The sequence below is a fragment of the Chryseobacterium sp. CBSDS_008 genome (assembly GCF_049959325.1).
Classification (GTDB): Bacteria; Bacteroidota; Bacteroidia; order Flavobacteriales; family Weeksellaceae; genus Chryseobacterium.
In genome coordinates, this window is record NZ_CP188202.1 from 1218117 (window position 1) to 1244435 (window position 26319).

Consider the following 26319-nt stretch of genomic DNA (forward strand, 5'->3'; position numbering starts at 1 on the left):
ATTTTTAATGAAAAAATATTTAGTTATACAAATATTTAATATTTTGTTTAAAATACTTATTGGCAATAGAATAAAAAAAGGGTGTTCGAAAACACCCTGTATGATTATGCACATATTACTATTTCGCAAGGATCTACTGCAGGCGGTTCTCCGCAAATAATGTCAAATTCTCCGCAATTACTGGAGAATCCTGTTCCCCATCCCCATTTTACGATACAGGTATCTGCGTCTTTACACTTTACCATTCCTTTCGTAATTCCTCCAAGAACTGATTTCATTTCAGTTCTGGAAATTTTTTTGAGATTTTTCATGTTGATTTGTTTATTTGTTATTAGCCTGATAAAAATATAAAAAAACATACAACAAAAGTATATTTTTAAAATATTTAACATTTTTAATATCAATGCCTTATCAACCTGTATAACAAAACCAGGTCAATTAAGACAACAAGAATGAATTTCATGAGAAAGGATTTTTTGGAAACTTTATGATTGAAAATGATCATTCCTGAGACTGCTCCAATAATTCCCCCTAGCAGGGAAATTCCCAAAAGGGTATTTTCAGAAATTCGCCATTGATGTTTTTTGGCTTGCCATTTGTCAAAACCAAAAACCCCAAATGTAACCAGGTTTGTTATGAACAGAAAAGGAATCATTCAAAATTAATTTGCTGCAAAATTAAAGTTTAATTTATAGAGAAGATCCAATATTTTAAGATTTCAAGAAACAAGGCATAGCGAAGATTAAGTATTCTGATTTTTAAGTTTAAGGCAAAAGATTTACTACCAAAATAAGATTTTATAAATTTGCCTTTCATAAAAACAAATCAATGACAGTACATGATCTGGCCGGAAGCTATACTATTGAAGGAAGCAACCAGGAGGAATCTTCCGTGCCCACCTACCATGGCCTATTAACCTTATCCCTTGATGAGAACAACCGAATTATTGCCCAATGGATGATTGGTGACCACCAGCAAAATGGTACAGGATTTTATAAAGACCAGATTTTAGTGATTAACTTCAACTACAAAGGGGAAGACCATAAAACCTATAAAGGTGTTGCTGTATACCGATGCCTGAATAAGGATGTGCTGGATGGATTCTGGTCTGAAAAGCATGGTAATCCTTTGTATCTCGGGAGTGAATATTGTGTAAGAATTCCGAATTCTAAGTTTCTGAATTAGTTTTTTAGTTGGAATAAAAACTTTCTCAATAAAAAAGCTGCCTTTTTCAAGACAGCTTGGTAGTTATTGAAATTGAATAACTTATTTTTTAGCTTTTACATCGATAGCAATTTCGATATCTTTGCTGATCATCCATTCTGCCGGATCAGCTTCTGAAGTACCGAATTTAATTCCCCAGTCTGCTCTGTTTACCGTAAATTCAGCCTGAATAGCTGCTGAGTTTTCTGCTACATCCACTTTAGCAGGGAAAGTAACATTCATTGTTTTTCCTGATAATGTAAGGTTTCCGCTTACTGTTTTATTAGCTCCTGCTACCGCATCTTTTGGTGCTTCTTTCAAATCTGTAACACTTGTAATCTTGAAATCTGAGGTAGGATTTTTTGCTACATCAAAGAAATCAGGGTTTTTAAGGTGAGCTTCAAGATCTGCAGGTTTTTTATCTTTTTCCGTTACTGAAGCCGGATCTACTTTGATAGAGTTCATGTCAATCACAAAGTTTCCAGCAGAAACCTGACCTCCATCAACACTGATATCTCCTGATTTTACAGTAAGTGTTCCCCAACGAGGAGCCATTCCTCCTTTGTGGAATGCTTTCCAGTTTACTATTGAACCTACTGTATCTACTGCCAATGTTTCTCCTTTGCTTTCTGCTACGGTTTGCTCCTGAGCTGTAGCTGCAGTCTCCGCAGATTTTCCTTTATCACATGATGCTAAAAGCAATCCTACTCCCACAAATGCAATTACGCTAATTTTTTTCATATTGAACTGTTTAAAAAAGTTTGTTGAAATTTTGTTGTTTTCGGGTACAAAAGTATGAAAACCTATTTGTAGCATCCTTACCATACATCAAGAAATGTGGTATTCTTTATATTATTGGCATTTATAAATCCATTTCCGAGACACCTCTCTTCTATACTTCGAATATTTCATTTGTAAAAAACAGCCGGCCTTATGTATTTTCTATAGAACTTAAATTGATATTCAGAAAAAAATCAAAATTGTGTAGATAATTTTCAAAAATTATTATCTTCGTGATTAGTCACAGCCTAATAACCAAACAGGGGAAGCCGAAAACCGTTGTGAATTGCTTTCAAAAATTATTATCTTCGTGATTAGTCACAGCTGATTTCATATTGGGACAAAAGGTAGCTATGTTGTGAATTGCTTTCAAAAATTATTATCTTCGTGATTAGTCACAGCATCCACTCATCATTATCAACATTCTTTCCTGTTGTGAATTGCTTTCAAAAATTATTATCTTCGTGATTAGTCACAGCCAGATATAATGTTTATGATCAAAGAAGGAAGTTGTGAATTGCTTTCAAAAATTATTATCTTCGTGATTAGTCACAGCATAATACGACAAAAGTTGACGTGTAAAAATGTTGTGAATTGCTTTCAAAAATTATTATCTTCGTGATTAGTCACAGCTTCAGGATGAATATTGGGTAGAAGATTTATGTTGTGAATTGCTTTCAAAAATTATTATCTTCGTGATTAGTCACAGCATGCTTATAGGATAAGCATTAGTGACTGCAGTTGTGAATTGCTTTCAAAAATTATTATCTTCGTGATTAGTCACAGCTTTTGTTCCTCAAGATCTATTATTCTTTGTGTTGTGAATTGCTTTCAAAAATTATTATCTTCGTGATTAGTCACAGCCGGAAGTATCTAAAGCCGCCAAAGCGGAGTGTTGTGAATTGCTTTCAAAAATTATTATCTTCGTGATTAGTCACAGCTTTGGTTTTAAATAAATGAAACGTAAATTTGTTGTGAATTGCTTTCAAAAATTATTATCTTCGTGATTAGTCACAGCATCAAAAAACTTTGACAGATGCAAAAGTATGTTGTGAATTGCTTTCAAAAATTATTATCTTCGTGATTAGTCACAGCGTGCCAGCAGGCTCAGTACAGTTTGAACATGTTGTGAATTGCTTTCAAAAATTATTATCTTCGTGATTAGTCACAGCTCTAAACAACGGCATTCTGTTAGGCGCTGCGTTGTGAATTGCTTTCAAAAATTATTATCTTCGTGATTAGTCACAGCTGATTTAATTTCTCACAAATATATAAACTTGTTGTGAATTGCTTTCAAAAATTATTATCTTCGTGATTAGTCACAGCTTTAAGTATAATGGTAAAACTGAAATCGTTGTTGTGAATTGCTTTCAAAAATTATTATCTTCGTGATTAGTCACAGCACTCATTAGTTTCAGGCGCTTGGGCCACTGGTTGTGAATTGCTTTCAAAAATTATTATCTTCGTGATTAGTCACAGCGTTAAATTATCATTAAAGGGTCTGAATAATGTTGTGAATTGCTTTCAAAAATTATTATCTTCGTGATTAGTCACAGCAATTTCATAATTTGGAAGAGTAGTTTCTACGTTGTGAATTGCTTTCAAAAATTATTATCTTCGTGATTAGTCACAGCCTCAAAAAATAATCTACTGGTTTTCAGTAGATTATTTTTGTTTTTAGGAATTAAAATTCAGAATAATTCAAGCTGCTGAAAAGTTGGTGGTGGCTCTTCTTTATTTCTGGCAAAAAAGATTTCAATGTCTCCAAATTGTTTATCGGTAATGCACATGATGGCCACTTTCCCGGCTTTCGGCAGCATAAATTTCACTCTTTTGATATGTACTTCTGCATTTTCACGGCTTGGACAGTGGCGTACATACATCGAAAACTGAAATAACGTAAAGCCGTCATCAATTAATGCCTTCCGAAAGCGGTTTGCATCTTTCATATTCGCTTTCGTTTCGGTCGGGAGGTCATATAATACTAAAACCCACATAATCCGGTATGCATTAAACCTTTCGGCATTCATAGCAGTTGAGGATAAGAGATCAGCCGTTTTTCTCCTGTATAGCATTTGTAAAGCGACGAAGCCGTTGTTTTTACAGCAACCAGCAATGGCCTTGTTTTATCATCTATGCTCACATCTTTGGTTGCAATCTGCAGAATATGTGCTTTAAATTCTTTCGTCAGTTCTTCCGTATCAGGATGAATTTTCAGCCACTGCATCACCAGTAAATCAACAAATGGACGGTAAGGTTCCATCAAATCGTCTGCAAGACAGTACGGATTGTATTTATTTTTATGAAAAATACCAAGAACAGGCAGCAGTCCTGTCTCCACAATGGCTCTTGCAACAATGCTTCTAAGAACTGCATACCCGAAATTAAAAAACTGATTGGGAGAGTCTCCAAAACGCTGTCTCAGAAAATCCAGGCTGATCAGATATTTCCAGTAATGCTGCGCCGCAATCCCTTCCATATTTGTTATGTCGCCGGACTTTACATTTCTCTGATATTCAATCATCGGTTCGTAATAATTCCCAAGTTTCATCAGGACATTTTTCTGGTTTTCAATCTTACATTCCACTGTCTGCTTCCAAAGCTGTTTTTTCAGCGGTTCACTGGCTTCCAGCTGATCTTTTACTCTGTCGGAATGTTCGGTATGACCATAAAATGGAAGCATAATGCCATGTGGCAAATGATGCGCATCACAACTCACCACCACGACATTATTGCCCATCATTTTCTGAATCAGATTGTGCGAAATAGTAATCTGATAATGATCCAGCATCAGCAAACCCAGGTCTTCCACAGGAATACTCCCCTTCTCCGTTTTGGTTTCCGGACAGAGAATTTTCATTTGCTCATCTTTGAGCTTGAGATAAGCGGCATTGCCTATATAGATAGAGCGAGTAATCATAATACTATGTTTTCAAAATGTTACCTAAACGGTCAACATTTAATTTTATACAATTTTCCTTAATCATAGAACCATCAATTGCTCGTTCCATTTTATTCAAGGTTGAAAGTTCCGCTTTATTAACTATAGATGTAGCAATATCCTGTCTTACAAAGAAAATTTGACTTCCTGAAAAACTTACTACTTTGTAAATTCTTTCATTTTTCTCTTTTGCTATATTTTTAAAATCAATATTATTTATATTTTCCAATTCATCATCAGATGGAATATAAACCAAATCATTCGGACATAAGTAGAAATCATTTGTACCTTTTAAATCAACAACAGACAAACCTTGCTTTTGTCTTTCAATAACTTCATTCAAAGGAATGGTTTCATAACTTCTCTTTCCTTTTTCATCTTCATAAACAGCAAAGAATAGATTAGTTCCTTTTGCAGCTTCCACATATTTGTCTTTCTTGTTTCCTGTTTGTCCCACCTGAAATTTACTTCCCAATTCAAAAACTCTTACTTTATTGATGGGTTGATGCGATTTTCCATCATTGTATTTTTCAATATTTTTATTCAAATCGTCAATTCCTTCTGGTGAAAAAGCCAGTTCAGGATTCCCGTCTTTAAATGCTAAATAATTTTTGAGTATTTTCTGAATTCCTGTATCCGTAATAGAGCCTATTGACTTTAAGTCAAACGAACTATCAAGGCTTTTCCTTGTTGCTGTTAAAATTTTCCCTTTCGGAACTTTTACCCAGGGTAAATCCACTTTACCGGAAATCGTGTCTTTGTGCATTGGTTTCCTAATCGCCCAGTTTATTCCCTTCTGTTCTACTCTTTCCTTATTTTTTGTACCGTCTTTCTCAACATACTTTTCGTAATAATTAGTCGCTTTATTAATAACACGAAGATTTTGCTTAAAACTAACAATAATAGTTTCCAAATTATGTTTAACATCTAGCGTAAAATTTTCCCAAGGCTTTAAAAATTGTTTTGGCACTTCCCTTTCAATTTTCTCTCCTGTTTTGGCATCATTGTAAACTACTTTTTCAAACTTCATCAATTTCTTTTTCGAATCGTATCGTTTGGTATCCGATTTTGCCGATTGATTATTTAATAAATTCACGTGATCTTTTGTAGCACATGCAATCACCAAAGCATCTAAAGCGTGATGGCGGTGGTCTATTCTTTTCTTTGAAAACCCTTTGGAATATTCAATAGGAACGGTTGGCAAAAACTTTTGATAATTCTCATTCCAGGTAGTAAAATCTGTTGAATTGGTGAGTTGGTTCATTCTTTCAAAACGTGGCAAAATCAAGTCATTCCAAACATCATTCAATCCCCAATTTTGTTTCAGTTGGGAAGTGATTTTTCCATTTCCGGGAACAATATTCTTAGAATTCACACCTTCGTCTGAACCGTCTTCTACACGAACAATATTGGATAAAACACCCGAAATATATTTGCTGATGTATCTTGTATCGTTCAATTGGCGTTCAATCATTTTCTCAGGAATATCTTCTAAAAGAAGCTTATTTCTTTTACTGCGGTTATTAGCATAATGTTTTTTGACGAAATCTTCGTATTGATCAGCTTCAAAAACCTTTACACTTTTTCCGAAACCAAGCTCAATAATAGTTCCTCCAAACTGCTTAATAAATCCAAGTCCGATGTAATTATCTTTCAGTTTATTAACCGCAGATTCACAAATTACTTTATTACTAAAACTATCATCAAAATATCGGCTCTGCGGAATAATGTGCTCAATTTCGTATTCTGGCGTAAACAATTTATTCAAAGGAATAATTTGCCCCGTGTAAGGCGATTTGTATTTCTGTTCCAACCAAAGTTTATATCGTTTTAAATCTGAAGGAGAAGGTTGCGCCGTTCTGCTTATTTTTAAATATTCATCTTCAATCTCAATGCCTGAATTCAAAACACCATCTTCATAAATTTTCAGAATTTCTTGTTGCATCGGCGAAAACGGACGAACATTTTCTACAGAACGATCATTCATCATTTCAGCCAATAGAGCTTTAATGCGGAGATTGGTATTTTCGTTTTCAGTAATCTGATTCGTTAGTTTTTTTCTATCGTCAGCCGGAAGTTTCATTTCCCTTCCTAACTCTATATGAATTTCATAGAAGAAGTCTTTTGCTCCATTTCCATATTTTAGCCAAATATCCTTTACAACACGTAAAGTTTCTGTAATCACCTGTTCTACAATTGGATTTCGAAGTGAATGCTGTTTAAAATCCTTTAAAAATCCTTCTAAATCTTCGGCAGAATTCCATTTTCCAATCATTGAAGCTTCTGAATGTCTTCCATAAACAAGGTATTGAGCCAACCACAATTGTAAACCCTGAAAATCATTTTCAGTCGTAAGATGAACTGCCTTTTCTCTTATTCTATCTTTTATATTCTCATCATATTCTCCATTGATGATTTTCTGAATTCTATCTTTTGAAGACTTATCAATATCAGCATAGTTCCAATATTTACCCAATCGCATTAAAGGCAGCAATTTCTTAATTGCTTTTTCCGAAAAAGAACCATATTCACTTTTAAAAGGCGGGAATTTCTTAAACGCTTCGATAAAAGAACTTTCATCCAAAGCATTTTTAGCCGCAAAAGATTTCAAGGCTTTTTCATATTCTATTTTATCATTGACGGAATAGATGATGTGCCAAATTTTCTGCTCAATGTCCCTTGTCAGGAAATCATCAGAAATGTTTTCTACTTTATCCAATCGATAAGAAATCATCGTTTTGGTTTCGTTGCAGGGATATTTCTTGTCTTCTACATAATTCCAGCGATATTTTTCTGCTTCAGCGTTAAGCAATTTTTTATTAATATCTTTTTGTTCCAAAAGAAATTTAATCAATGGCTTTTGCTCAATTTCTTTTCTATTATTTAAAAATTCAAACAGACTTTCAAAATCTTTGTTCGTATTTAAAAATTCTTTGGTAACATTCGCTTCATCGTCCTTTCTGTAAATATTCAGATTATACATCCATTGCCAAAGACGAAATTCCTGATAATAAGGATTTGATTTTGGAATGGCTTTTAAATATTGTGTATGCTCTATTCCATTTTCATCTTTATATTTTCTAAACTCTAATGTACAGTTGGAAATAGATGATTTCTGGCTTCTCAAAGGTCTTTGGTAGAAAATAAGATCATCCATTAAAAGATGAACAAAATCTTTCTTGCTTAAAGTCAGTTGATGAGACTCGTTGTTTCGGTACAACTCACGAATGCAGTCATTATACAAATCATCATTTTGTAATTCCTGATGAAACTCCTTTTGCTTTTCTAAAATTTGTTTTAGCTCATCTTTATAGAATTTTCTTTCAATCGTCCGAACCAATTTTCCTTTAATTTTTTGTTTCGGATTTAGAAGAAGTGTTTCGTAGATATAAGTTCCAACGGTTTTATGAGACTGCTCTATTTCCTGTTCGGTTTTGGTTTTTATTGCAATCCAATCTTTTTCAGAATCAACTGCTTTGAAAGTTCTTTTAACTTCCCCACTTTTTAAAATGGATTCACTTACAATAAATTCTTTTGTACGATCAATCCAGTCTTCAGTTTTAACAATTTGCTTGTCATATTTCCAACCATTTTCAAAATAAACATCATATAGAATTTTTCCTTTAATATTTTCACCAGAATTAACAATCCTCTCAACTTTTAATCGAATAAATGTTTTATCTTTTTCCTCTTCAAAATCCTCACCACGCAATTGATAATACCCTCGTTTCTGATTAAAGTTTAAAAGAATCCAGGTCAATTCTTCCTTTTCAATTTTTTGAGAAAGTGCTTTTTTGCGGAGATAATAGATTGTCCAGTCGTAAGGAATTTTTAAATCCTGTCCGTTTGCTTTAAAATCTTCAAGCATTTCGTTGAAAGAGTTTTGGAAAAGGAATGAAAACTTTCCATCCCAATTTTCCCACGCCAATTTGGGTTCGGTTTCAACTTTAAACTTCCCGAATCTTTTTTCAAAATCAATTTGTGAAGCATAATGTTGTGGAAGAAAATTTAAAAGATGTAAAACTCTGTGTAGTCGTTCTCTCCTCAATAAAAATCGTTCACGTAATCTTCTCACGCTTCTGTATTTTGTACGTTCTGCGGTTTGCGAAACAGAATTCCCTTTTCCAAAATCGCCCAGAATATCCTGTGACATTGGAATAATCCTGCTACCCATTCCAAGAATTTCACCTTGTTTGTGTTCAAAATCCTGTTTTACCAGGGCCCATCCAATAGAGTTCGTTCCTAAATCTAATCCAAGTATATTTTTCATTTTGATAATCAGTATTTTACATTTAAAAATATAAATTATTTTTTGACTCCGCACAAATTTAAACAAATATATCTTAACTTTGTCTAAAATTGATAGTAATACAATTGACGAATTGAATTTTATGAGGCACCAATCTCATTTTATAAATTTCCCGAGAATTTGTAACTGGTCAATATTTTATTAATGACTAAGCATAAACTAAGTTTTAAGAAATTAGATCGTGCGGAGTCAGTTGTGAATTGCTTTTCACTGAGGCTACTCTTATTCGAGTAGCCTTTCTTATTCTACTCTTAATAGATATTTTCATCGTTATTAATTTTTTGATACCATATAAAAGTAGCAATAAAAAAAGTATCCAAATTATGGTTTCCCGTAAATACATTTCCATTTTTTCTTCTATATTTGTATTAATAATTTTGAAAAGCAATTCACAATAAGGATTATTCCGTTGTGAAAACATTTGGGTCGCCTCTTGTCCATAATCAGGGGGCTTTTTTTATGCCAAATGTTTCAGTAAACGCCATTAAATAATTATAAATAAATTAGTGAACTAAAACATTCAAGGCGAGGCAACTCGCCTTTTTTCGTTTTAAAACCCTATTTTAGCTATCCGAAAACAGAACAATGACGACCGTAGAATTTATACAGAAACAGCTTAATATTTCTGAAAAGAGCATCAGCAATACGTTACAATTATTAGCAGAAGACTGCACTATTCCCTTTATTTCCCGCTACCGAAAAGATAAAACCGGAAACCTTGATGAAGTACAGATCGAACAGATTTCAAAAATCAGCAAGCAGTTTGAAGAGATAGGTAAAAGAAAGGAATCCATTTTAAAATCTATAGAAGAGCAGAATGCTTTGACTCCTGAACTTCAACAGAGAATTGAAGACAGCTTTGATATCCAGGAGTTGGAAGACCTTTATCTGCCTTTCAAAAAACGTAAGAAAACCAAAGCTGATGCGGCCAAGGAAAAAGGACTGGAACCTTTAGCCAGGATTATTATGAGCCAGAAAAACAATAACATACATTTCCTGGCTTCAAAATACCTTACCCACGAAGTTACCTCTGAGGAAGAAGCCCTTCAGGGAGCGAGAGATATTATGGCAGAATGGATCAATGAAAATATGTACGTCCGTAAAAATCTCCGCAGGCTCTTTCAGCGTAAGGCGGTCATCACTTCAAAAGTGGTAAAAGCTAAAAAAGACGAAGAAGATGCGCAGAAATTCTCCCAATATTTTGAATGGGAAGAAAGTCTCAACCGGACACCTTCCCACAGGCTTCTCGCTATGTTAAGAGCCGAAACAGAAGGCTTTGTAAAAACGAATGTAGGAATAGATAAAGAAGAAGCCATTGATTTTATTGAAAAAGCTGTCATTAAATCCAATAATGAAAGTTCGGAACAAATTGCACTGGCCATAAAAGACAGCTATAAAAGGCTTCTGGAACCGGCCATTTCAAATGAAGCCCTGCAGGAAGCCAAAGAAAAAGCAGATAAAAAAGCGATTGAGATTTTCTCTGAAAACTTAAGCCAGCTGCTTCTTGCACCCCCTTTGGGAGAGAAAAGAATTCTGGCAATAGACCCTGGATATCGAAGCGGATGCAAAGTGGTATGCCTGGATGAAAAAGGAGACTTACTGCACAATGAAACCCTCTACCCTCACGCCCCGCAGAATGAAAGCGGAATGGCCATGAAAAAGATCCGTTCCATGGTGAATGCCTATAATATTGAAGCTATTTCCATTGGTAACGGAACAGCAAGCCGCGAAACAGAATTCTTTATTAAAAAGATTGCTTTTGACAGGCCCTTGCAGGTTTTTGTGGTTTCGGAAGCCGGGGCATCAGTCTATTCTGCAAGTAAAATCGCAAGGGATGAATTTCCTTCGTATGATGTAACAGTACGTGGAGCGGTTTCTATTGGAAGAAGACTTTCTGATCCGCTGGCCGAACTGGTGAAAATTGACGCCAAATCTATTGGTGTAGGTCAGTACCAGCATGATGTAGATCAGACACAATTAAAAAATGAGCTGGATTCTACGGTGATGAAATGTGTCAATTCTGTGGGAATCAATTTAAATACCGCCAGCAAGTCGCTTCTGAGCTATGTTTCAGGAATCGGAGAGAAAATGGCTGAAAATATTGTCAATTACCGTACTGAACATGGAGCTTTTGAAGACAGAAAGCAGCTTAAAAAAGTTCCAAGACTTGGAGAAAAAGCCTTTCAGCAGGCTGCAGCTTTTGTAAGGATCACGAATGCCAAAAATCCGCTGGATAATTCTGCAGTACACCCTGAAGCTTATGGAATTGTAGAAAAAATAGCCGGAGACTTAGGCATTAAAACTGATGAACTGATTGCCAACAAAGAAAAAATAGCTCAGGTAAAGCCGGAAAGCTATATTACAGAAGAGATCGGCATCTTAGGAATTAAGGATATTTTAAAAGAGCTTGAAAAACCGGGACTGGACCCAAGAAAAGCAGCAAAAGTATTTGAATTTGATCCGGGGGTTAAAAGCATCAAAGATTTAAAAACAGGTATGATTCTTCCGGGAATCGTCAATAATATTACCGCTTTTGGATGTTTTGTAGATCTTGGAATCAAAGAAAGCGGACTGGTCCATATTTCCCAGCTGAAAGACGGATTTGTTTCAGATGTCAACGAGGTGGTAAAACTTCACCAGCATGTTCGCGTAAAGGTAACCGAAGTGGATGAGGCGAGGAAAAGAGTGCAGCTGAGTATGGTTTTGTAATTGATTTCAAGTTAAAATATAACAACAAAACAGTCATTTTGAACACAAAGAACTTAATTTTCGATCTGGACGGAACATTATGGGATCCCAGAGCAACAATCATCAAAATATGGAATGAAGTATTAGGAAAACATCAGTTGATCAAAAGAGAACTGAAACCTGAAGACATGGACCAATATATGGGATTATTGGCTCATGATATTATAAAAGATATCATTCCAGGTCTTTCGGATCTGCAGGCACAGGAACTTCTTTCTGAAATTGTAGCCCGGGAAAACAAAGTACTTCGCATACAGGGTGGAATTTTATATGATGGCGTGGAAAATACTCTTAAAAGCATGGTTAATACCCATTCTCTTTTTATCGTCAGCAATTGCCAGGAAGGTTATATTGAATCATTCCTGGAATATTACCGGTTCAACGATCTGTTTGTTGATTTTGAATCTCACGGACGAACCAAAAAGCCAAAATCTGAAAACATCCGGCTGCTTATGGAGAGAAATCAGCTGTCCGCAGAAGATTCTGTGTACATTGGTGATACTCAAACCGACTATGATTCAGCCGGCTCTAATGGATTACCCTTTATTTTCTGTAAATATGGATTTGGAAAGCTGGCAGATTCCCTGTATGAGCCGGCAGTTTCTACGTTTTCACATTTGGGAATGCATATTTAAGATAGTACAAAATAAAAGGCGTTTCTCTGGAGACGCCTTTATCTTATTTTCACCTTGTTCATACCATTTGTATAAGAATCTTCAAAACCTTATCTGGAATTTAAATTTTGTAAAAAAAAATAAATATCCACATCAGATGGAATGTTCAATTTTTTCCGTAATCTGTTTTTCTTGGTCTGCACCGATCTGTGCTGCATAAATCCGTACTGAGCAATCTCTTTGGAAGAAAAACCCAGCTGTATCATGGCACAAAAAGAAAGTTCATTTATTGATAACTTAGGATGAATTTCAAGAAGCCTATTCACTAATTCAGGATAAGCCTCCTGATATTCGTTAAAAAATACAGGATCATTATTCTTTGCCAAAAATATCAGTCTTTCATCATCAATAGACATTTTTTTCATTAAAAACTCTGTCTCTAATTCTCTTTCTTCTATAATTTTATGTTTTTGAGCAATTTTTCTGTTATGGATATAATAAACAATTACAATAAGGGCAATTAATAAAAAAACGATTCCATTATACATAATGGTTAGACTTCGTTTTGCTGTCTCATCTTTCTCCTTTTCCTGCGTCATTTTATCAACAGAAGTATTGACAGACTCCTCCCATACACTCCTGAGACTATCCTTTATTTGGGTGTATTTTTCCAGATAATCCTTTTCTTTTAAATCATTGTTTAGCTTTTTATACGTCTTGGCAATTGCCTGATATAATACAGGAATCTGATATACCCTTTGTGTTTTCTTGAGTATTTCCAATGATTTACTATAATATTCTAATGCCGGGGTATATTCTTTTTTTGCAAATAAAAAATCTCCATAATAAAAATAGGTGAGAGCTCTTTGAGAATCCCAGTAATCTCTTTTTCTTAAAAGAGAAAGCGCTTTATCAAAATACACTCTTGCTGAATCCTCATTTTTACCATACAGTAAATAGTGATTGGCAATCATAGAATTGATGACGGGTGTAGGTTTTACGTCCAAAGCCTTATGTAAATAAATCAGTGAAGAATCAATTGAATTGGTATTCCTTAGAAAGTCAGCCCTATTTGCATAAACCAGAGACAAAATTTCGCGGTCTTGTTTATCTTTTATTTGTTTTCCATAATAAACTGCCCTTGAATTATACTTAATTGCTTTTTTATAAAGACCTATTACATAATTGGCCTGGCCATATTCCTGATATAACTTAGCAGACAGATAGTTATCATTTGCTTCTTCAAGGCTTTCTTCGGCAAGCTGCAGATATTGGAATCCTTTTTCATACATGCCAACAGTTGCATAGATATTACCCAGATTAATATATGAAAGCACCTCACCTCTCTTATAATCCTGCTTTTTACTGATTGTATTAAATTTCTTATTAAGGTCAATCAGCTCTTTCTTCCTGCCGCTTACTCTTAAATCCTCATTAACCTTTACCAACATACTATCTATATATTTAGGAGTATAGGTTTGGGAATATAATAGTTGAGAAAAAGACAGATATACCAGGATGCTTATCAATATTTTTAAAAATCGATTAAGCTTTAGTGTTTGCATAGTAATTCTATAATGATTAATTCAAAGGTGGCAAAAATTGATGATAATTCTTAACAATATAAAATCATTTAACAGAATATGCATAACAAATTTTTATAACCGAATTGTACAGTGCAATTTTGTTGCCATAAAATTAAATAAAAATAAGAATACTTGCAAAATTATTCGTAATTTTAGTTAAAATGAAAAAAAATTAATTATTAATAAATACTGATTAAATAAAACCCATAAACGGAATCGATATAGGAATAAATAAACCAAAAATTCACCTTACATTGCTATAGATAAATATGTTTTTGAAGCAGCTGTATAATTTAATGAAGTTGAAGTTCACTGATACGTTATAAATTTCTTGTAAAAAAGCATTTTCCATCACTTAAAAAAGTTGTAGTACCACAAAAGGCCAAATGATGTACTTTTGATGTACCTATAATCTTGCTTAGGTGAAATATCAAATCTAAATTTACAGCACAATATTTCTATGAACTGACTTGGTGCATAATGAAAATGCCCGGCTTGAAAATCTTGCCAAGTTTTTAAAACAGAAATAGATGCTTCTCTATAATTAGATTTAATTTTCAATAACAAAATCAGTTTTCATTTTGATTTTTAGCGATCTATAATACTGATCAAAGTTGCTACTCCCGTTTTACGGGAGTTTTTATTTGACGGCTATTAGAAATACAGCCTCAAAAGCAAATATAAAAACAGAAAAAGCCGTTATCGGCTAAAACATATATTATTAAATTACAGTGTTTTCAACCCATAACGGCAAAAAAAAGAATACAATATCAGGCTTACGCAGAGCCATTTGAATTACCGCTGATTAAATTTCATCTCCAACTGATAACAGTTATTCTTTATTATTTTAAATAAGAAAATTATTTATAATCTTTAGAACTTCTTCTAGGATCTTTTACTTCAGGCCATTTTACCGCCTCTCCTTTTTCATCCTGAGGCATTACCCTCTTTTCCCTGTTAGTGAATTCCGGGTCTTCAGATGCCATGTAAGCCAAAGCTGCTGTTAAAATCACATTGTTTTTCACCTCATCAAAAACGATCTTGTCATAAGTATCTTTCGTAGTATGCCAGGTATATCCGAAATAGCCCCAGTTCAGAGAACCCAAAGAAAATCCCGGCACTCCTGCCGCCACAAATGAAGCATGATCAGAGCCACCTCCACCAGGCATCCCGGGGAAATCAGTTTTGATATGGCCTTTTACAGCCTTTGGAACTCCATCAAGCCATTTTCCGATATAGTCGTACGCTTTTACAAATCCCTGACCGCTGATGTTTACCACGCGCCCGGTTCCGTTATCCTGATTAAAAGCAGCCTGCACACCTTTTATGATCTGAGGATTATCCGCAACAAAACCGCGTGAGCCGTTTAATCCCTGTTCTTCACTGCCCCACAGCCCGATTACAATAGTACGTTTATTATTGGGATAATATTTCTTCAGAATCCTCATGGTTTCAAGCATGGTAATCGTGCCGGTTCCATTATCTGTAGCCCCTTGAGCTCCGTCCCATGAATCAAGGTGAGCAGAAAGAATAACATATTCATCAGGCTTTTCTTTGCCTTTGATCATTCCAATTGTATTGAAACTTTTGGCTTCTGGAAGTATTTTTGACTGAGCATCAATTTTGATTTTAGGCTTTCCTCCTTTTTCTGACATTCTGTACAGCATTCCATAATCCTCCACATCAATATCAATCATTGGGATTTTGCTTGTTTTTGCTCCGAATATCCTGTTGGCGCCCATGATTCCTGTCCAGTTCGAAATGGCAATTCCTGCCGCCCCTGCTTTTTCCAGAGCATCCGGAAGGCTGTTGTTATCATATCCTATATTCTTTATATAAGATGTAAAATCTTTGGCAGCCTGGTCTTTTTCTGCTTTCAGCTTTTCATACAGCTCAGGAGTTGCAAATTCTTTGATCTGCTCATCAGAACGTCCGACTTTCTGATACTGTGCCATCAGCACAATTTTTCCTTTTACAGAAGGGAGCCATTGGTCAAATTCTGCTTTAGAAGTTACTTTCGGAAGAATAACCACTTCTGCCTCAACAGCCTTTTTAGTAGCAGGACTCCATGCTAATTGCGTTGCAGACAGAGACTTTACACGTGGAAATGTCATATCCACATGAGTAATTCCTCTCTGCCATCCCTTCCATGTTCCAAATTGCTGAAGGTCGGCATCCACGCCCCACGAACGAAGCTTACCTGCACTCCATTCATTTGCCGCCAGCATTTCCGGGGTTCCCACAAGACGTGGCCCTATCCCGTCCAACAGCTCATATGCCAGGTTTTCCAGCTGGGAATTATTATTAACTTCATCTACAAAACTTTTTACGATAGGATCTAACCTTTCTTTTGGGTCAACCTTTACCTGAGCCCAGGAAAACTGAGCAGCCAGCATTACTGCAGGCACTGCAAAAAATCTATTTATCCTCATAATATATATTGATTGGTTTAAAGATAAAAGAAATTAAGGAGATGGTGAAAAAACATCCTAAAAAAGCGGTTTTTCATGATATTATCAACTTCCCCAATGAGTAAAAGAAAAAATGCTAATCACTGAATATAATTCATAAAAAAAGACCATCGATACGATAGTCTCATACAGCATAATTAAATAGTAAAATATCATCAAAACCTTCCTGAAAAACCGGAAATATTTTAACGTACTTCAATAAAAACACCGTTATGTTCAGAAAAAAACCGGCTTCAGAAGCCGGCTAAAGGTGAATTATTTCTTAGCTTCTTCTACAGAAACTTTTCTGAATTCTTTGAACAATTTGCTTAGTTCCAAAGCTGATTTACGAGCTCTTGTACCCGCTGCCTTGTTTCCTTTTTCCGCTTGTTGGTTTGCCTCAGTTGTAAACGCTTCAAATTCTGCGTTGATTTTTTCAATTAGTTCTTTCATTTATTTAAAAATTTAGGCTGCAAATATAGGTTTTATGGTGATTCCAGCCTAATTGTGCAGAAAAAAAATAGTCGATTTAATTATTTTTTTTGAGCATTTTCTAATTTTAATTTAATTTTTAAAATAAAATCCAATGATTACGGAAAATCAATCATGTATTTGAATAGTATGTAAATTACAAGGCTAACAGGTAATAAACCGTTAAGAATCACAATGAATAGAGGAAAATAACATTAGATTCACCGTATTGAACAAATTAAGGAAAACAACATCTGTACTGATGATATTTTCATCAACTGTATCCTTTTTTAATGGATTAATCTTATAATTTTGAATAAAAAAGATCCCATGGATATCATTTCAAAATTTACAGTAGGTTCCGAAGAGGGAATTTCTGATCTCATAACCCTTGTTGATTCTTCTGTTGATACGCTGCATAAAGACTTTGTAAAGGAAGAAAATATTAAAAGATATATTCAGAATGAAATAGATCCGAGAAAGATGATCAATGAGCTGAATGACCTTTCCAACCAGCTTATCATGATGTACGCAGATCAAAAGCCTGTTGGATACAGTATTATCAAAAGCGGCTCTCTTCATCCCGGAATCTCTGGGGGAAAAAGAGCAACAGAAATCAGTTTTGTGATTCTTTCAGCATTTGATTCACCGGAAACAAGGCTGTCACTCTGGAAAAAATGTAGATCTGCAGTAAGCTTCACCGATATTATATGGATTAATATGCTGGATCATGATCCGCTTGCAGTGTTTTTAAAAGAATCCGGCTTTATACCTGTAACCAGTTCAAAAGCAGGCCCTTTTGAGCTTCCGTCCCATATTTTAGAACTGGAGATTAATAAGAAATAGATTAATCATTTTTAACCCTGCATTGTCAGATTTATATAGATATTGAGCAAAGCTATGATTCTCATTTCTATTATCTCATTTAAAATAATTTAACTGAGCATTAGTTTGCATATCTTTGATTTTTATAATTTCTACCTATGAGTGATCAACTGGAAACTATTGAGGATTATTACAGACGTATTCGTAAAGATCAGATCAAAATGTTTGATTCTGAGAATTTTGAAACGGGGAAATCCCATTTTAATATTTCCATGCGGAAGTATTGCAGTTTTAAGAGTCCCTACAACCGCCGCGACTATTACAAAATCAGCTTTATTATTGGGAAAGGCACCATTCATTATGGCGAACATCAGCTGTATATAGATCGTCCTGCTTTATTTTTCCCGTCTCCAAGTATCCCGTATTCATGGGAGTGTGAAAGCGATATCCAGGAGGGATATTTCTGTCTTTTTAACCAGGAGTTTTTTAAAGGAAATTCAGAATTTAATTTGTTTAAAAAGACCTCAATGTTCAAGGAATGGAGCAAACCGGTTGTTTTTCTTACCGAGGAGCAGACCCAGCTGGCCACTCTTTATTTTGAGCAGATCTACAAAATGAATAATTCTGCTTATCCTTTTCGCTGCAGCAGCATCAAAAGCAACCTGGCATCGGTTATGCATCTGGCACTGGAAAACCGTGTAGAAGACATTAATCCGAATGAACTACCTGCAAATGTGCGCCTGTACAAGCTGTTTGATGAACTGCTCAACAAACAATTTCCTCTGGATTCTCCTGCTTATCCGCTGGCTTTAAAAACACCTTCAGATTTTGCCGGGCACCTGAACGTGCATGTCAACCACTTGAATTCTTCTGTAAAATCCGTAACTCATCTTACGACAACACAGATCATTAAGGAAAAAATGTTTGAAGAGTCTAAAAATCTGTTGAAGTATACGAATTGGGATATCGCTCAGATAGGCTATACTTTAGGGTTTGATCAGCCTGCACATTTTAACAACTTCTTTAAAAAGCATGCCCGGACTTCGCCGTTAAAATTCAAGAATTTATCTTAATATTTGATTTTTGCAATTTTTACTTTGTCTTTTAAAATTCAATTTCGTATTTCCCGGCTTACTTTTGCATTGTAAAAATGAATGAATATGTTGAGAGAAGCATCTGAGCAACGAATCAGATTAATTACCATTATGGCGTTCGTGTCTATCCCGCTTTCGGGGTTTGTTACGGACATTTATTTACCATCGTTTCCCTCTATGGCTAAAGAAATGATGGTTTCAGAAAAAGATATCCAGATCACATTGACTTCATATCTGCTGAGCTATGGAATTTCCCAATTGTTTGTAGGGGGAATTCTGGACAGTATCGGACGCTACCGCCCCAAATTGATAGCCTTGTTTCTACTGATTCTGACCAGTATCTTAATTACGATGACGAACAGTATTTTGCTGATCTGTCTGCTTCGTATTCTTCAGGGTGCAGCTGTTTCAGTACTTGTGGTGGCTACACGTGCTATTTTTGTAGATATTTATGACTCGGAAAAAGTAAAGCATTATCTGAGCTATTTTACCATAGTCTGGTCATGCGGCCCTATTCTTGCACCTTTTCTGGGTGGTTATCTTGAGAAAATATTTAACTGGCATGCCAATTTTTATTTTCTGGCCGGCTACGCAGGGTTTTTATTTTTATTTGAATGGTTCTTCAGCGGAGAAAGCCTTCCTCAGAAAAAGAAGCTGGACCTCTCCGAGAATATCAGTCTGTATAAAATGATGCTTAAAAACAGGATATTCATGCTGGGAATTTTCATTTTAGGGCTGAGTTATTCTATAGTAATGCTATTTAATATTACCGGACCTTTTATTATTGAAAACACTTTTCATTTTACTCCGGTAGTTATTGGATATTGTACGCTTATTTTAGGTTTCTCCTGGATGATTGGGGGATTTATCGGGAAACGAAGGCTGACTCTTGATTTTAAGCCCAGAATCTTGCAGCCTATCCTATTGCAGCTTATTTTGATTGCAGGACTGATCATCACGAGTTATTGTGCAGAAAGTCTCTTCATTATGATCCCTTTTGCCTTTTTCATTCATATCTGTTCGGGAATTTTATTTACTTCCTTTTTTACAACAAGCATGCTTTACTTTCCTAAAAATGCAGGAACAGCAGGTGGCCTGATGGGCGGATTGGTATATGTAATCACTTCTGTTACAAGTTTTATCATTTCGGTAAGCGGAACGGTAAGTGAGCAAAAAGATCTTTCCTGGCGTTACCTGATCATTGCATGTTTCCTTTTCGGGATTATCCTTATTATGAATCAGGCTGTGAAAAAAGAAAAAAATACGGTCTCAGAAGCCAGATAATTTTTACTGTTTGTCATTCTGGCGAAAGAATGAGTTTCAATGATCTATACACTTAGACCTTGATTTCTTTTGTTCAGAATGACAATTACAATCTCTATTTTATACCTTCAAGGTATTTTTTGAGAACAATTGCATGACAGTGTTCTTCATCTTTAGCAGCATATAACAACGTAATTTTTTGCTGCTTTTTATGACGTTTGAGGAAATTTTTTCCCAGGTTGCTTTCGTGAAGTTCGTTCATATATTTTTCCGAAAATTCCTTCCAAAGCGTAACATCGTGATGAAACCAAAGCCTTAGCTCTGTGGAAGGAGCAAGGTCTTTCTCCCATTCATCAAGATCAGCATTTTCTTTGGATAGCCCTCTCGGCCACAAACGGTCAACCAAAATACGGTAACCATCATCCGGGGATGGGGTTTCATACACTCTCTTTAAGGCAATTACAGACATTCTTTTTGTTTTAACTTTGGTATAAAACAGCAAAACCTGTTCCTGTAAGGCGGTATTTTCAATTTATTTATCTGTGGCTTTTATAACATTTTACAGCCAATTAGTTTTAATTAAAACTAATTTTCCGTATATTTGTTAGGGTAAGTCATGCTAAAAAATCTTTTTGGATATATATTTTATCCTGCTCTATTATTATAACACTATGTCTGCAAAACAGAATAATATATCAGAACTGGCTTTGGAGCTCGGTCTGGCAATGAGTGAAATGAAAAGCCGTCTTCGACAGAAGATTCAGACTACTATTAATGAGTATGATCCGGATCTTTCTTTTGAACTGATTGAAATTCTCGGACTCCTTTCCCGTAATAATGGAATCAACCAGCAGGAAATAGGAAATAAGGTAAGCAAAGACAAATCAAGCATAACGTATCTCATCAACAGCCTTGTAAAAAGAGATTTGGTGGAACGGATAGCTTATAAAAATGACAGAAGAAATAAGCAGGTTTTTTTGACCCAAAAGGGTAAGCATGTTGTAGAAACCGTTTATCCGTGGGCGTTGGATCTTTACAAAAAGGCGGCTGGCAGTATTGATGAAGAAGAAATCAGCAAAGCGCTGCTCCTGGTAAAAAAAATGACAGCAAACCTGGAAGAATCAGGACCAAAACATAATACAATATGAGAACAATCCTTGTACCCATTGATTTTACATCAACTACGGAAAATGCAGTAAGAATTGCCGCAGACTGGGCAAAAACCTATGAATACCAAAACATTATCTTACTAAAAACAGCGGGAGAATCTGAATTTGATTATTTGCATATCGCAGAGGGACATTCGTTTGTGAATGAAGAAAATGTAAATAATCTGCTGCAAAAAACGGAGGTATTATTCGATCATTTAACCGGTATTATAACGGAAAAATCATCTGAAATAAAGGTTTCAAGGATATTAAGTGATTGGGCTATTACCAGAAGCATCAATGAGCTTTTAAAAAATGAGCCGTCTGTGGAACTGATTATTCTTGGAAGTGACGATCAGACTTCTGCCACCGAGAGCTTTGTTTCTGATCATATTATAAGTATTGCAAGAACAAGTCCGGTGAAGACATTAATTGTCCCTAACGGCTACCATTATACTCCAATTAAGAATATATTTATTCCTTGTGATATAAAGGGAATTAAAAGATTAGAAAGATTGTTTCATCACAAATCCGTCATTCATAAACAGGATGTACATCTGTCATTTCTAAATATCAACACAAGTGAAAAAGAGGATGAAAACAAGAAAAAAGAACTCGAGGATTATATCCGTGAACATTTAACAGAAATCCCAAGCAGCATTCATTATTCTCACGACGAAAATATTATTGATGGGATTCTGGCCTTTGCAGCTTCACATGAAGCAGATCTTATTATTGCTTTACCGGGTAAACACAGCTTTTTATATTATCTGGCTAGCAGGAGTATTTCCGAGGGAATTTATCAGAATACCCACCAGCCTGTATTGATCCTGAAATAGCAAGATCACTGAAAATTAATAATAAATTTTAGTGCTTTCAATTTTAACAAGTTTCTGTTCCTGCATTTTTTTGACATACCTGATCACCGTTTCTACCCGAAGACCGGTTAAGGTTGCTATTTGCTGCCTTGTATAGGGAATCAGAAACGAATAAACCTCCTCAAATCCAAAATATTTTTTTAGGTGATCAAAAAGTTTCATGAGCTTTACAATAGGATCTGAAATCGCCAGAAAACTGGAAATCATATACCTGAAATGCAGTCTGTCTGCTGTATACCTGTTAATTTCAAGCATTAATGCAGGTTTTTCCAGCAGTATCTGCAAAAATTTATCTTTGGAAATCTTAATAATGTTACAATTGGTCACCGCAATGGCATTAATGGCATAATGATGGTCGGTAAATAAATAGCTTTCACCGATGCAATGACCATCAAAAGGCAGCCCATGAACAAATTCTTTTCCGTCTTCCAAAAAATTATTCAGCTTCACAGTACCGCTCCTGATCTGAAAATAATATTTAGCAGCAGTGCCTTCCTGAAAAACAGAATCCCCGGCTTCATAGTTTTCCTGGCTGGCTCCCCGGGAAAATAACAAATCTTCACATATGATCATCTTGCGATTATTAATTTTGAGTAAAAATACTTAAGTATAAACAATATTGCAACTTAACAGATACCACAGTAAAGAGGTTTTCTGATGCAACACTACTCTTTTATTATGCCATTATTTTCTTTTTATGCTTTGTACCCCAATCGGCCAGAGCAGCAATCACATCTTTCAATGATTCACTATACTCTGTAGGGATATATTCTACCAATACAGGCTTATGATCGGTAAGAACGGTTCTTTCCACCAAATGATTGACTTCCAGCTTTTTCAATTCGCTGGATAAAACCCTTGCTGAAATTCCGCTGATGGTTCGCTGCAGCTCATTGAAGCGTGTATGCCCGCCTAAAATAGCAATCATTACCCTGATGGTCCACCTGCCTCCCAAAACATATAAAGCATCCTCAGTAGCAGCCAGATGAGTACTGCATTGCGGCCTTGAATACACTATTTTTTCTTCTTCCATAGTCTCTGTTTTTCTTATTACTAACCTAAATGTTATTACTAACCTTTTGGTAACTACTATCTTTTTATTAGTAAATATAGATAATTTTGAAATATCAATTTTAAAAAAATAAAAAATGAAACGTGTACTTCATATTATTTCAAGCCCGAGAAGTGAATCATCAATCAGTAAAAAACTGGGAAATGCTATTGTAGAAAAAATTACGGCAAAATATCCTGACCGTATTATAAAAAAGCGTGATTTGGCAAATCCTCTTTTTCCCCATCTGGAAGAAGAACATATCAATGCTTTTTTTACTCCTGCTGAAAACCGCACTTCTGAACAATGGGAAACCGTAAAACTTTCCGATACAGTAATTGATGAACTTCATGAGGCTGACATTATCATTATTGAAGCTCCTCTTTACAACTTCAGCATCACTTCTACCCTGAAATCATGGCTTGACCATATTGCCAGAGCAGGAAAAACATTCAGCTACGGTGAAAACGGCCCCGAAGGTTTGGTAAAAAATAAGAAAGTATACCTTGCTTTTTCAAGCGGTGGTGTGTATTCAGAAGGGGAAAGACAGGCTTATGATTTTGTAGTTCCTTATTTAAAGCGAACTCTAGGATTCATGGGAATGACAGATATTTCTGTAGTCCGTGCAGAAGGACTCTCCATACCGGTCATTCAGGAAACTGCCCTGCAAAAAGGCATTGAAAGTATTGTTGTAGAGTAAAATCAAATGCTGTTCTTATGAGCAGCATTTTTTATATTGGATTTCATCAAACAAAAAAGTTTACGTAATTAAAAGAGTAATTTTCTCAACATTTGTAAAAACTTTTTCAGTTTTTATCGTTCATTTTTACTGCATTAAATAAAAGATTATGGAAAATAATAAACAACCCAAACTTGTAAATCCTACTGAATTATTCAATCCCGGTCCTTATGGATTTTCGCACAGCATTTCTGTGGAATCGCCTTTCCGGATGTGCTTTATCTCCGGACAGAGCGGCGGCGCAGGCAGCAATCACATATTGGCTGAAGACTTTAAAACTCAGGTTCAGGATGCTTTGAAAAATATGGAAATTGTTTTACAAAGCCATACCATGACGTTTGAAAATATTGTCAAAATCACTCTTCTGATTGTAGACCATAATCAGGACAAACTTGAAATATGGGCAGAAGAAGCTAAAAAAGTATGGAAAGGTTCATTCCTACCTACCAGTACGCTTATTCCGGTGAGTCAGCTGGCTTTACCCGGAATGTTGTTTGAGATCGATGCAATTGCAGTGAAACAGCTGTAATTTCGGATCAACAAAAAACTGATGACTATGGATCACGTGAAAATACATTCTGTCACTTCTGCAAAAGAAGCGGTATCTGAAAATCCGGAAGCTGTAGATCAATCGGTATGATCCCTTCTTTGGAAAGGAGGTTGAAGATATCTAACCAAATTTTTAACAAAATGAATATTATTAGCAAAATCCTCAACATCAACGATTATTATTTCGACGTGTTTATGTCTATCCCGGAAACCCTTACCGGATTTACTGTTTTTAAATGTTCCTTTTGTAAACCGGTTTATTCCGACCGGTGAGGTAGATATGAACATGTGGTTTGAGACAATTATTGAAGATGAAAAAGAGATTCTTCAGCTTCAATATGAGCAAATTGTATTCTTCGAATTTGATTTCGGAAATGACGGAGGCACCACAAGCTGGCCGCACATTCAGGTTAATACACTTCATAAGATTGAAGATATTCCTGAAGATCAGAGAGAAGTGATCGAAGAGCAATTCTTTAACACGCGCGGAGGTTCTGGTGCAGCATCGGGATGTCCTTACCATAAAGGATAAACTACAATTAATTACGAAAGGAAGGAGGCAGATTACGGCCTCTTTTTGCTGTTAAAGATTAAAGGTTTTCATACGTCTGCTCTACCATAAAAGAGATGGCTTTTTTTATTTTTTCGCGTCCTTCAGGAGTATTGGTGTCTATCCCGCAGAAAATACTGCCATTCAGGGAAGCAAACATATTCAGGTAATAAAGCCCGGAAACCATAATGGCCATGATGGAACGATAAATATCCATATTTTCTTTGAAGCGTGATTCCATCAACAGTTTAAAAATATATTCACCATTTTCCTCCTGGGTATCGATAAGTTTTTTCAGTGATTTTCTGGGTTCAGATATGGTCCAGAGCAATAATTTCTGGGCTTCTTTGTTGGTGTATACATAATCAAACTGTGAAGTCAGCATATGTTCTATGAATTGCCTTCCTCCATCTTCAAGATTTGGTTTCATTTTTTCAACTTCTTCACTTGTTGCCTTCACCCAAAAATCTTGTGTACGGACATATTCATCCATCAGCCCATCCATACCACCAAAATAAGTGTAAATCATCTTTTTATCCACACCTGCCGTAGCAGCAATATCATTAATCTTCAACCCTGCATATCCTTTCGTTTTCAGAATTTTACCAACCGCATCTAAAAACTTCTTTTTACTGCGCTCTTTGTTTCTAATACTGCCCGACGCTGACTTTCTTTCCATAATTCAATATTCTATGATACAAGTTTAAGAATTTTTTTTATCATTTTAAACACCAAACAGTGTCTAATAATAACCGGTTGTATATTTTTACGCAAACCAATACTATTCTCTGTATAAAAATTCCATGAAGATTGAAAATTAAAAACAATTCGGATTGCATCGCTAGATTACTCAGTTTAAAATATTTCGGATATAAAACGCTGAGGCAAAATGCATCCCAACGGCATCATTTCAGGAAGGCTATCATTTTTTAATAAAAACGAAGAAACTTTTTAAAAAGATATTTTTTAAACTTAAAAATACCCTGATATTATATTTATTAAATGAAATTTAGGGTAAAAGCTTCAGAAGAAAAATCAATCATTAAATATAAAATTAATTCATTTAAAATCAGCAACTTAAATAAAATACAGAAAAATTTTATTCAATTACACACTTTAC

At 35.2% G+C, this 26319-nt stretch carries 24 protein-coding genes and 1 CRISPR repeat array; of the genes, 11 read left to right on the forward strand and 13 right to left on the reverse strand.

What is annotated here, in order from left to right; genetic code table 11:
* Positions 1-104 precede the first annotated feature (104 nt).
* Positions 105-311, reverse strand: coding sequence for a bacteriocin-like protein (locus ACP3T3_RS05410; RefSeq protein ID WP_426478893.1), 207 nt, complete (start codon positions 309-311; stop codon positions 105-107).
* 89 nt (positions 312-400) lie between these two features.
* Entirely contained in the window at positions 401-655 is a 255-nt protein-coding gene (locus tag ACP3T3_RS05415; RefSeq protein ID WP_426478894.1) for a DUF1294 domain-containing protein, read from the reverse strand.
* Between the two features lie 173 nt (positions 656-828).
* Between ACP3T3_RS05415 and ACP3T3_RS05420 the strand changes: the two genes are divergently transcribed.
* The gene (locus tag ACP3T3_RS05420) at positions 829-1185 is read left to right on the forward strand and encodes a hypothetical protein (protein WP_426478895.1); all 357 of its coding nucleotides are present in this window, start codon (positions 829-831) and stop codon (positions 1183-1185) included.
* A gap of 81 nt (positions 1186-1266) precedes the next feature.
* Here the strand turns inward: ACP3T3_RS05420 and ACP3T3_RS05425 are convergent, their stop codons facing one another.
* From ACP3T3_RS05425 to cas9, 4 genes are all read right to left on the reverse strand, one after another.
* The gene (locus ACP3T3_RS05425) at positions 1267-1944 is read right to left on the reverse strand and encodes a YceI family protein (protein ID WP_426478896.1); all 678 of its coding nucleotides are present in this window, start codon (positions 1942-1944) and stop codon (positions 1267-1269) included.
* A gap of 240 nt (positions 1945-2184) precedes the next feature.
* Positions 2185-3617: direct repeats of the CRISPR family, unit length 47 nt; unit sequence GTTGTGAATTGCTTTCAAAAATTATTATCTTCGTGATTAGTCACAGC.
* A 57-nt stretch (positions 3618-3674) separates the two neighbouring features.
* Positions 3675-4013, reverse strand: a complete 339-nt coding sequence (gene cas2, locus ACP3T3_RS05430) for a CRISPR-associated endonuclease Cas2 (protein WP_007842732.1) — start codon at positions 4011-4013, stop codon at positions 3675-3677.
* Positions 4010-4903, reverse strand: coding sequence for a type II CRISPR-associated endonuclease Cas1 (cas1, locus tag ACP3T3_RS05435; protein ID WP_426478897.1), 894 nt, complete (start codon positions 4901-4903; stop codon positions 4010-4012). The genes cas2 and cas1 overlap by 4 nt, the downstream gene beginning before the upstream one ends.
* Before the next feature lie 4 nt (positions 4904-4907).
* Positions 4908-9194: a type II CRISPR RNA-guided endonuclease Cas9 gene (cas9, locus tag ACP3T3_RS05440; protein ID WP_426478898.1), complete on the reverse strand. Its 4287-nt coding sequence runs from the start codon at positions 9192-9194 to the stop codon at positions 4908-4910.
* A gap of 624 nt (positions 9195-9818) precedes the next feature.
* On the opposite strand from cas9, the gene ACP3T3_RS05445 reads away from it, so the two are divergent.
* Together ACP3T3_RS05445 and ACP3T3_RS05450 are read left to right on the forward strand one after the other, a co-directional pair.
* Positions 9819-11942 (forward strand): Tex family protein, encoded by a 2124-nt coding sequence (locus ACP3T3_RS05445; RefSeq protein WP_426478899.1) that lies wholly within the window; start codon positions 9819-9821, stop codon positions 11940-11942.
* Between the two features lie 38 nt (positions 11943-11980).
* Positions 11981-12616: an HAD family hydrolase gene (locus ACP3T3_RS05450; RefSeq protein ID WP_426478900.1), complete on the forward strand. Its 636-nt coding sequence runs from the start codon at positions 11981-11983 to the stop codon at positions 12614-12616.
* Positions 12617-12705: 89 nt separating this feature from the next.
* Here the strand turns inward: ACP3T3_RS05450 and ACP3T3_RS05455 are convergent, their stop codons facing one another.
* From ACP3T3_RS05455 to ACP3T3_RS05465, 3 genes are all read right to left on the reverse strand, one after another.
* Complete coding sequence (locus tag ACP3T3_RS05455; RefSeq protein ID WP_426478901.1) at positions 12706-14046, reverse strand: hypothetical protein; 1341 nt, start codon at positions 14044-14046, stop codon at positions 12706-12708.
* Between the two features lie 995 nt (positions 14047-15041).
* A complete protein-coding gene (locus ACP3T3_RS05460; RefSeq protein ID WP_426478902.1) occupies positions 15042-16613 on the reverse strand; it encodes a M28 family peptidase in 1572 nt (523 codons plus the stop codon).
* Between the two features lie 294 nt (positions 16614-16907).
* Positions 16908-17084: a histone H1 gene (locus ACP3T3_RS05465; protein ID WP_027373301.1), complete on the reverse strand. Its 177-nt coding sequence runs from the start codon at positions 17082-17084 to the stop codon at positions 16908-16910.
* Between the two features lie 348 nt (positions 17085-17432).
* Here ACP3T3_RS05465 and ACP3T3_RS05470 point away from each other — a divergent pair, with 348 nt between their 5' ends.
* From ACP3T3_RS05470 to ACP3T3_RS05480, 3 genes are all read left to right on the forward strand, one after another.
* Positions 17433-17948 carry a hypothetical protein gene (locus ACP3T3_RS05470; RefSeq protein WP_426478903.1) on the forward strand — a complete coding sequence of 172 codons (516 nt, stop codon included), beginning with the start codon at positions 17433-17435 and terminating at the stop codon, positions 17946-17948.
* 137 nt (positions 17949-18085) lie between these two features.
* On the forward strand, positions 18086-19000 hold the full coding sequence (locus ACP3T3_RS05475; RefSeq protein ID WP_426478904.1) for a helix-turn-helix domain-containing protein: 915 nt from the start codon (positions 18086-18088) through the stop codon (positions 18998-19000).
* A gap of 87 nt (positions 19001-19087) precedes the next feature.
* Positions 19088-20305: an MFS transporter gene (locus ACP3T3_RS05480; protein ID WP_426478905.1), complete on the forward strand. Its 1218-nt coding sequence runs from the start codon at positions 19088-19090 to the stop codon at positions 20303-20305.
* A gap of 94 nt (positions 20306-20399) precedes the next feature.
* On the opposite strand, the gene ACP3T3_RS05485 is transcribed toward ACP3T3_RS05480, so the two are convergent.
* Positions 20400-20753, reverse strand: coding sequence for a DUF488 domain-containing protein (locus tag ACP3T3_RS05485; protein ID WP_426478906.1), 354 nt, complete (start codon positions 20751-20753; stop codon positions 20400-20402).
* Positions 20754-20955: 202 nt separating this feature from the next.
* Between ACP3T3_RS05485 and ACP3T3_RS05490 the strand changes: the two genes are divergently transcribed.
* Together ACP3T3_RS05490 and ACP3T3_RS05495 are read left to right on the forward strand one after the other, a co-directional pair.
* Positions 20956-21432 carry a MarR family winged helix-turn-helix transcriptional regulator gene (locus ACP3T3_RS05490; protein ID WP_426478907.1) on the forward strand — a complete coding sequence of 159 codons (477 nt, stop codon included), beginning with the start codon at positions 20956-20958 and terminating at the stop codon, positions 21430-21432.
* Positions 21429-22271, forward strand: coding sequence for a universal stress protein (locus ACP3T3_RS05495; RefSeq protein WP_426478908.1), 843 nt, complete (start codon positions 21429-21431; stop codon positions 22269-22271). Before ACP3T3_RS05490 ends, ACP3T3_RS05495 begins: the two co-directional genes overlap by 4 nt.
* Positions 22272-22286: 15 nt before the next feature.
* Here ACP3T3_RS05495 and ACP3T3_RS05500 read toward each other — a convergent pair whose 3' ends face one another.
* Both ACP3T3_RS05500 and ACP3T3_RS05505 read right to left on the reverse strand, forming a co-directional pair.
* Complete coding sequence (locus ACP3T3_RS05500; protein ID WP_426478909.1) at positions 22287-22883, reverse strand: Crp/Fnr family transcriptional regulator; 597 nt, start codon at positions 22881-22883, stop codon at positions 22287-22289.
* A 103-nt stretch (positions 22884-22986) separates the two neighbouring features.
* Positions 22987-23343, reverse strand: coding sequence for a winged helix-turn-helix transcriptional regulator (locus tag ACP3T3_RS05505; protein ID WP_426478910.1), 357 nt, complete (start codon positions 23341-23343; stop codon positions 22987-22989).
* Between the two features lie 115 nt (positions 23344-23458).
* Here ACP3T3_RS05505 and ACP3T3_RS05510 point away from each other — a divergent pair, with 115 nt between their 5' ends.
* From ACP3T3_RS05510 to ACP3T3_RS05520, 3 genes are all read left to right on the forward strand, one after another.
* Entirely contained in the window at positions 23459-24061 is a 603-nt protein-coding gene (locus ACP3T3_RS05510; protein WP_426478911.1) for an FMN-dependent NADH-azoreductase, read from the forward strand.
* Between the two features lie 148 nt (positions 24062-24209).
* Entirely contained in the window at positions 24210-24629 is a 420-nt protein-coding gene (locus ACP3T3_RS05515; protein WP_426478912.1) for a RidA family protein, read from the forward strand.
* A 300-nt stretch (positions 24630-24929) separates the two neighbouring features.
* Positions 24930-25181 (forward strand): hypothetical protein, encoded by a 252-nt coding sequence (locus tag ACP3T3_RS05520; RefSeq protein WP_426478913.1) that lies wholly within the window; start codon positions 24930-24932, stop codon positions 25179-25181.
* Between the two features lie 58 nt (positions 25182-25239).
* Here ACP3T3_RS05520 and ACP3T3_RS05525 read toward each other — a convergent pair whose 3' ends face one another.
* Entirely contained in the window at positions 25240-25878 is a 639-nt protein-coding gene (locus ACP3T3_RS05525; RefSeq protein WP_426478914.1) for a TetR/AcrR family transcriptional regulator, read from the reverse strand.
* Positions 25879-26319 lie beyond the last annotated feature (441 nt).

Bases quoted from the DNA above. Each gene is read 5' to 3' on its own strand.
- ACP3T3_RS05410 (WP_426478893.1), bottom strand. From the start codon at position 311: ATGAAAAATCTCAAAAAAATTTCCAGAACTGAAATGAAATCAGTTCTT.
- ACP3T3_RS05415 (WP_426478894.1), bottom strand. From the start codon at position 655: ATGATTCCTTTTCTGTTCATAACAAACCTGGTTACATTTGGGGTTTTT.
- ACP3T3_RS05420 (WP_426478895.1), top strand. From the start codon at position 829: ATGACAGTACATGATCTGGCCGGAAGCTATACTATTGAAGGAAGCAAC.
- ACP3T3_RS05425 (WP_426478896.1), bottom strand. From the start codon at position 1,944: ATGAAAAAAATTAGCGTAATTGCATTTGTGGGAGTAGGATTGCTTTTA.
- cas2 (WP_007842732.1), bottom strand. From the start codon at position 4,013: ATGAATGCCGAAAGGTTTAATGCATACCGGATTATGTGGGTTTTAGTA.
- cas1 (WP_426478897.1), bottom strand. From the start codon at position 4,903: ATGATTACTCGCTCTATCTATATAGGCAATGCCGCTTATCTCAAGCTC.
- cas9 (WP_426478898.1), bottom strand. From the start codon at position 9,194: ATGAAAAATATACTTGGATTAGATTTAGGAACGAACTCTATTGGATGG.
- ACP3T3_RS05445 (WP_426478899.1), top strand. From the start codon at position 9,819: ATGACGACCGTAGAATTTATACAGAAACAGCTTAATATTTCTGAAAAG.
- ACP3T3_RS05455 (WP_426478901.1), bottom strand. From the start codon at position 14,046: ATGTTGGTAAAGGTTAATGAGGATTTAAGAGTAAGCGGCAGGAAGAAA.
- ACP3T3_RS05460 (WP_426478902.1), bottom strand. From the start codon at position 16,613: ATGAGGATAAATAGATTTTTTGCAGTGCCTGCAGTAATGCTGGCTGCT.
- ACP3T3_RS05465 (WP_027373301.1), bottom strand. From the start codon at position 17,084: ATGAAAGAACTAATTGAAAAAATCAACGCAGAATTTGAAGCGTTTACA.
- ACP3T3_RS05470 (WP_426478903.1), top strand. From the start codon at position 17,433: ATGGATATCATTTCAAAATTTACAGTAGGTTCCGAAGAGGGAATTTCT.
- ACP3T3_RS05475 (WP_426478904.1), top strand. From the start codon at position 18,086: ATGAGTGATCAACTGGAAACTATTGAGGATTATTACAGACGTATTCGT.
- ACP3T3_RS05480 (WP_426478905.1), top strand. From the start codon at position 19,088: ATGTTGAGAGAAGCATCTGAGCAACGAATCAGATTAATTACCATTATG.
- ACP3T3_RS05485 (WP_426478906.1), bottom strand. From the start codon at position 20,753: ATGTCTGTAATTGCCTTAAAGAGAGTGTATGAAACCCCATCCCCGGAT.
- ACP3T3_RS05490 (WP_426478907.1), top strand. From the start codon at position 20,956: ATGTCTGCAAAACAGAATAATATATCAGAACTGGCTTTGGAGCTCGGT.
- ACP3T3_RS05495 (WP_426478908.1), top strand. From the start codon at position 21,429: ATGAGAACAATCCTTGTACCCATTGATTTTACATCAACTACGGAAAAT.
- ACP3T3_RS05500 (WP_426478909.1), bottom strand. From the start codon at position 22,883: ATGATCATATGTGAAGATTTGTTATTTTCCCGGGGAGCCAGCCAGGAA.
- ACP3T3_RS05505 (WP_426478910.1), bottom strand. From the start codon at position 23,343: ATGGAAGAAGAAAAAATAGTGTATTCAAGGCCGCAATGCAGTACTCAT.
- ACP3T3_RS05510 (WP_426478911.1), top strand. From the start codon at position 23,459: ATGAAACGTGTACTTCATATTATTTCAAGCCCGAGAAGTGAATCATCA.
- ACP3T3_RS05515 (WP_426478912.1), top strand. From the start codon at position 24,210: ATGGAAAATAATAAACAACCCAAACTTGTAAATCCTACTGAATTATTC.
- ACP3T3_RS05520 (WP_426478913.1), top strand. From the start codon at position 24,930: ATGAACATGTGGTTTGAGACAATTATTGAAGATGAAAAAGAGATTCTT.
- ACP3T3_RS05525 (WP_426478914.1), bottom strand. From the start codon at position 25,878: ATGGAAAGAAAGTCAGCGTCGGGCAGTATTAGAAACAAAGAGCGCAGT.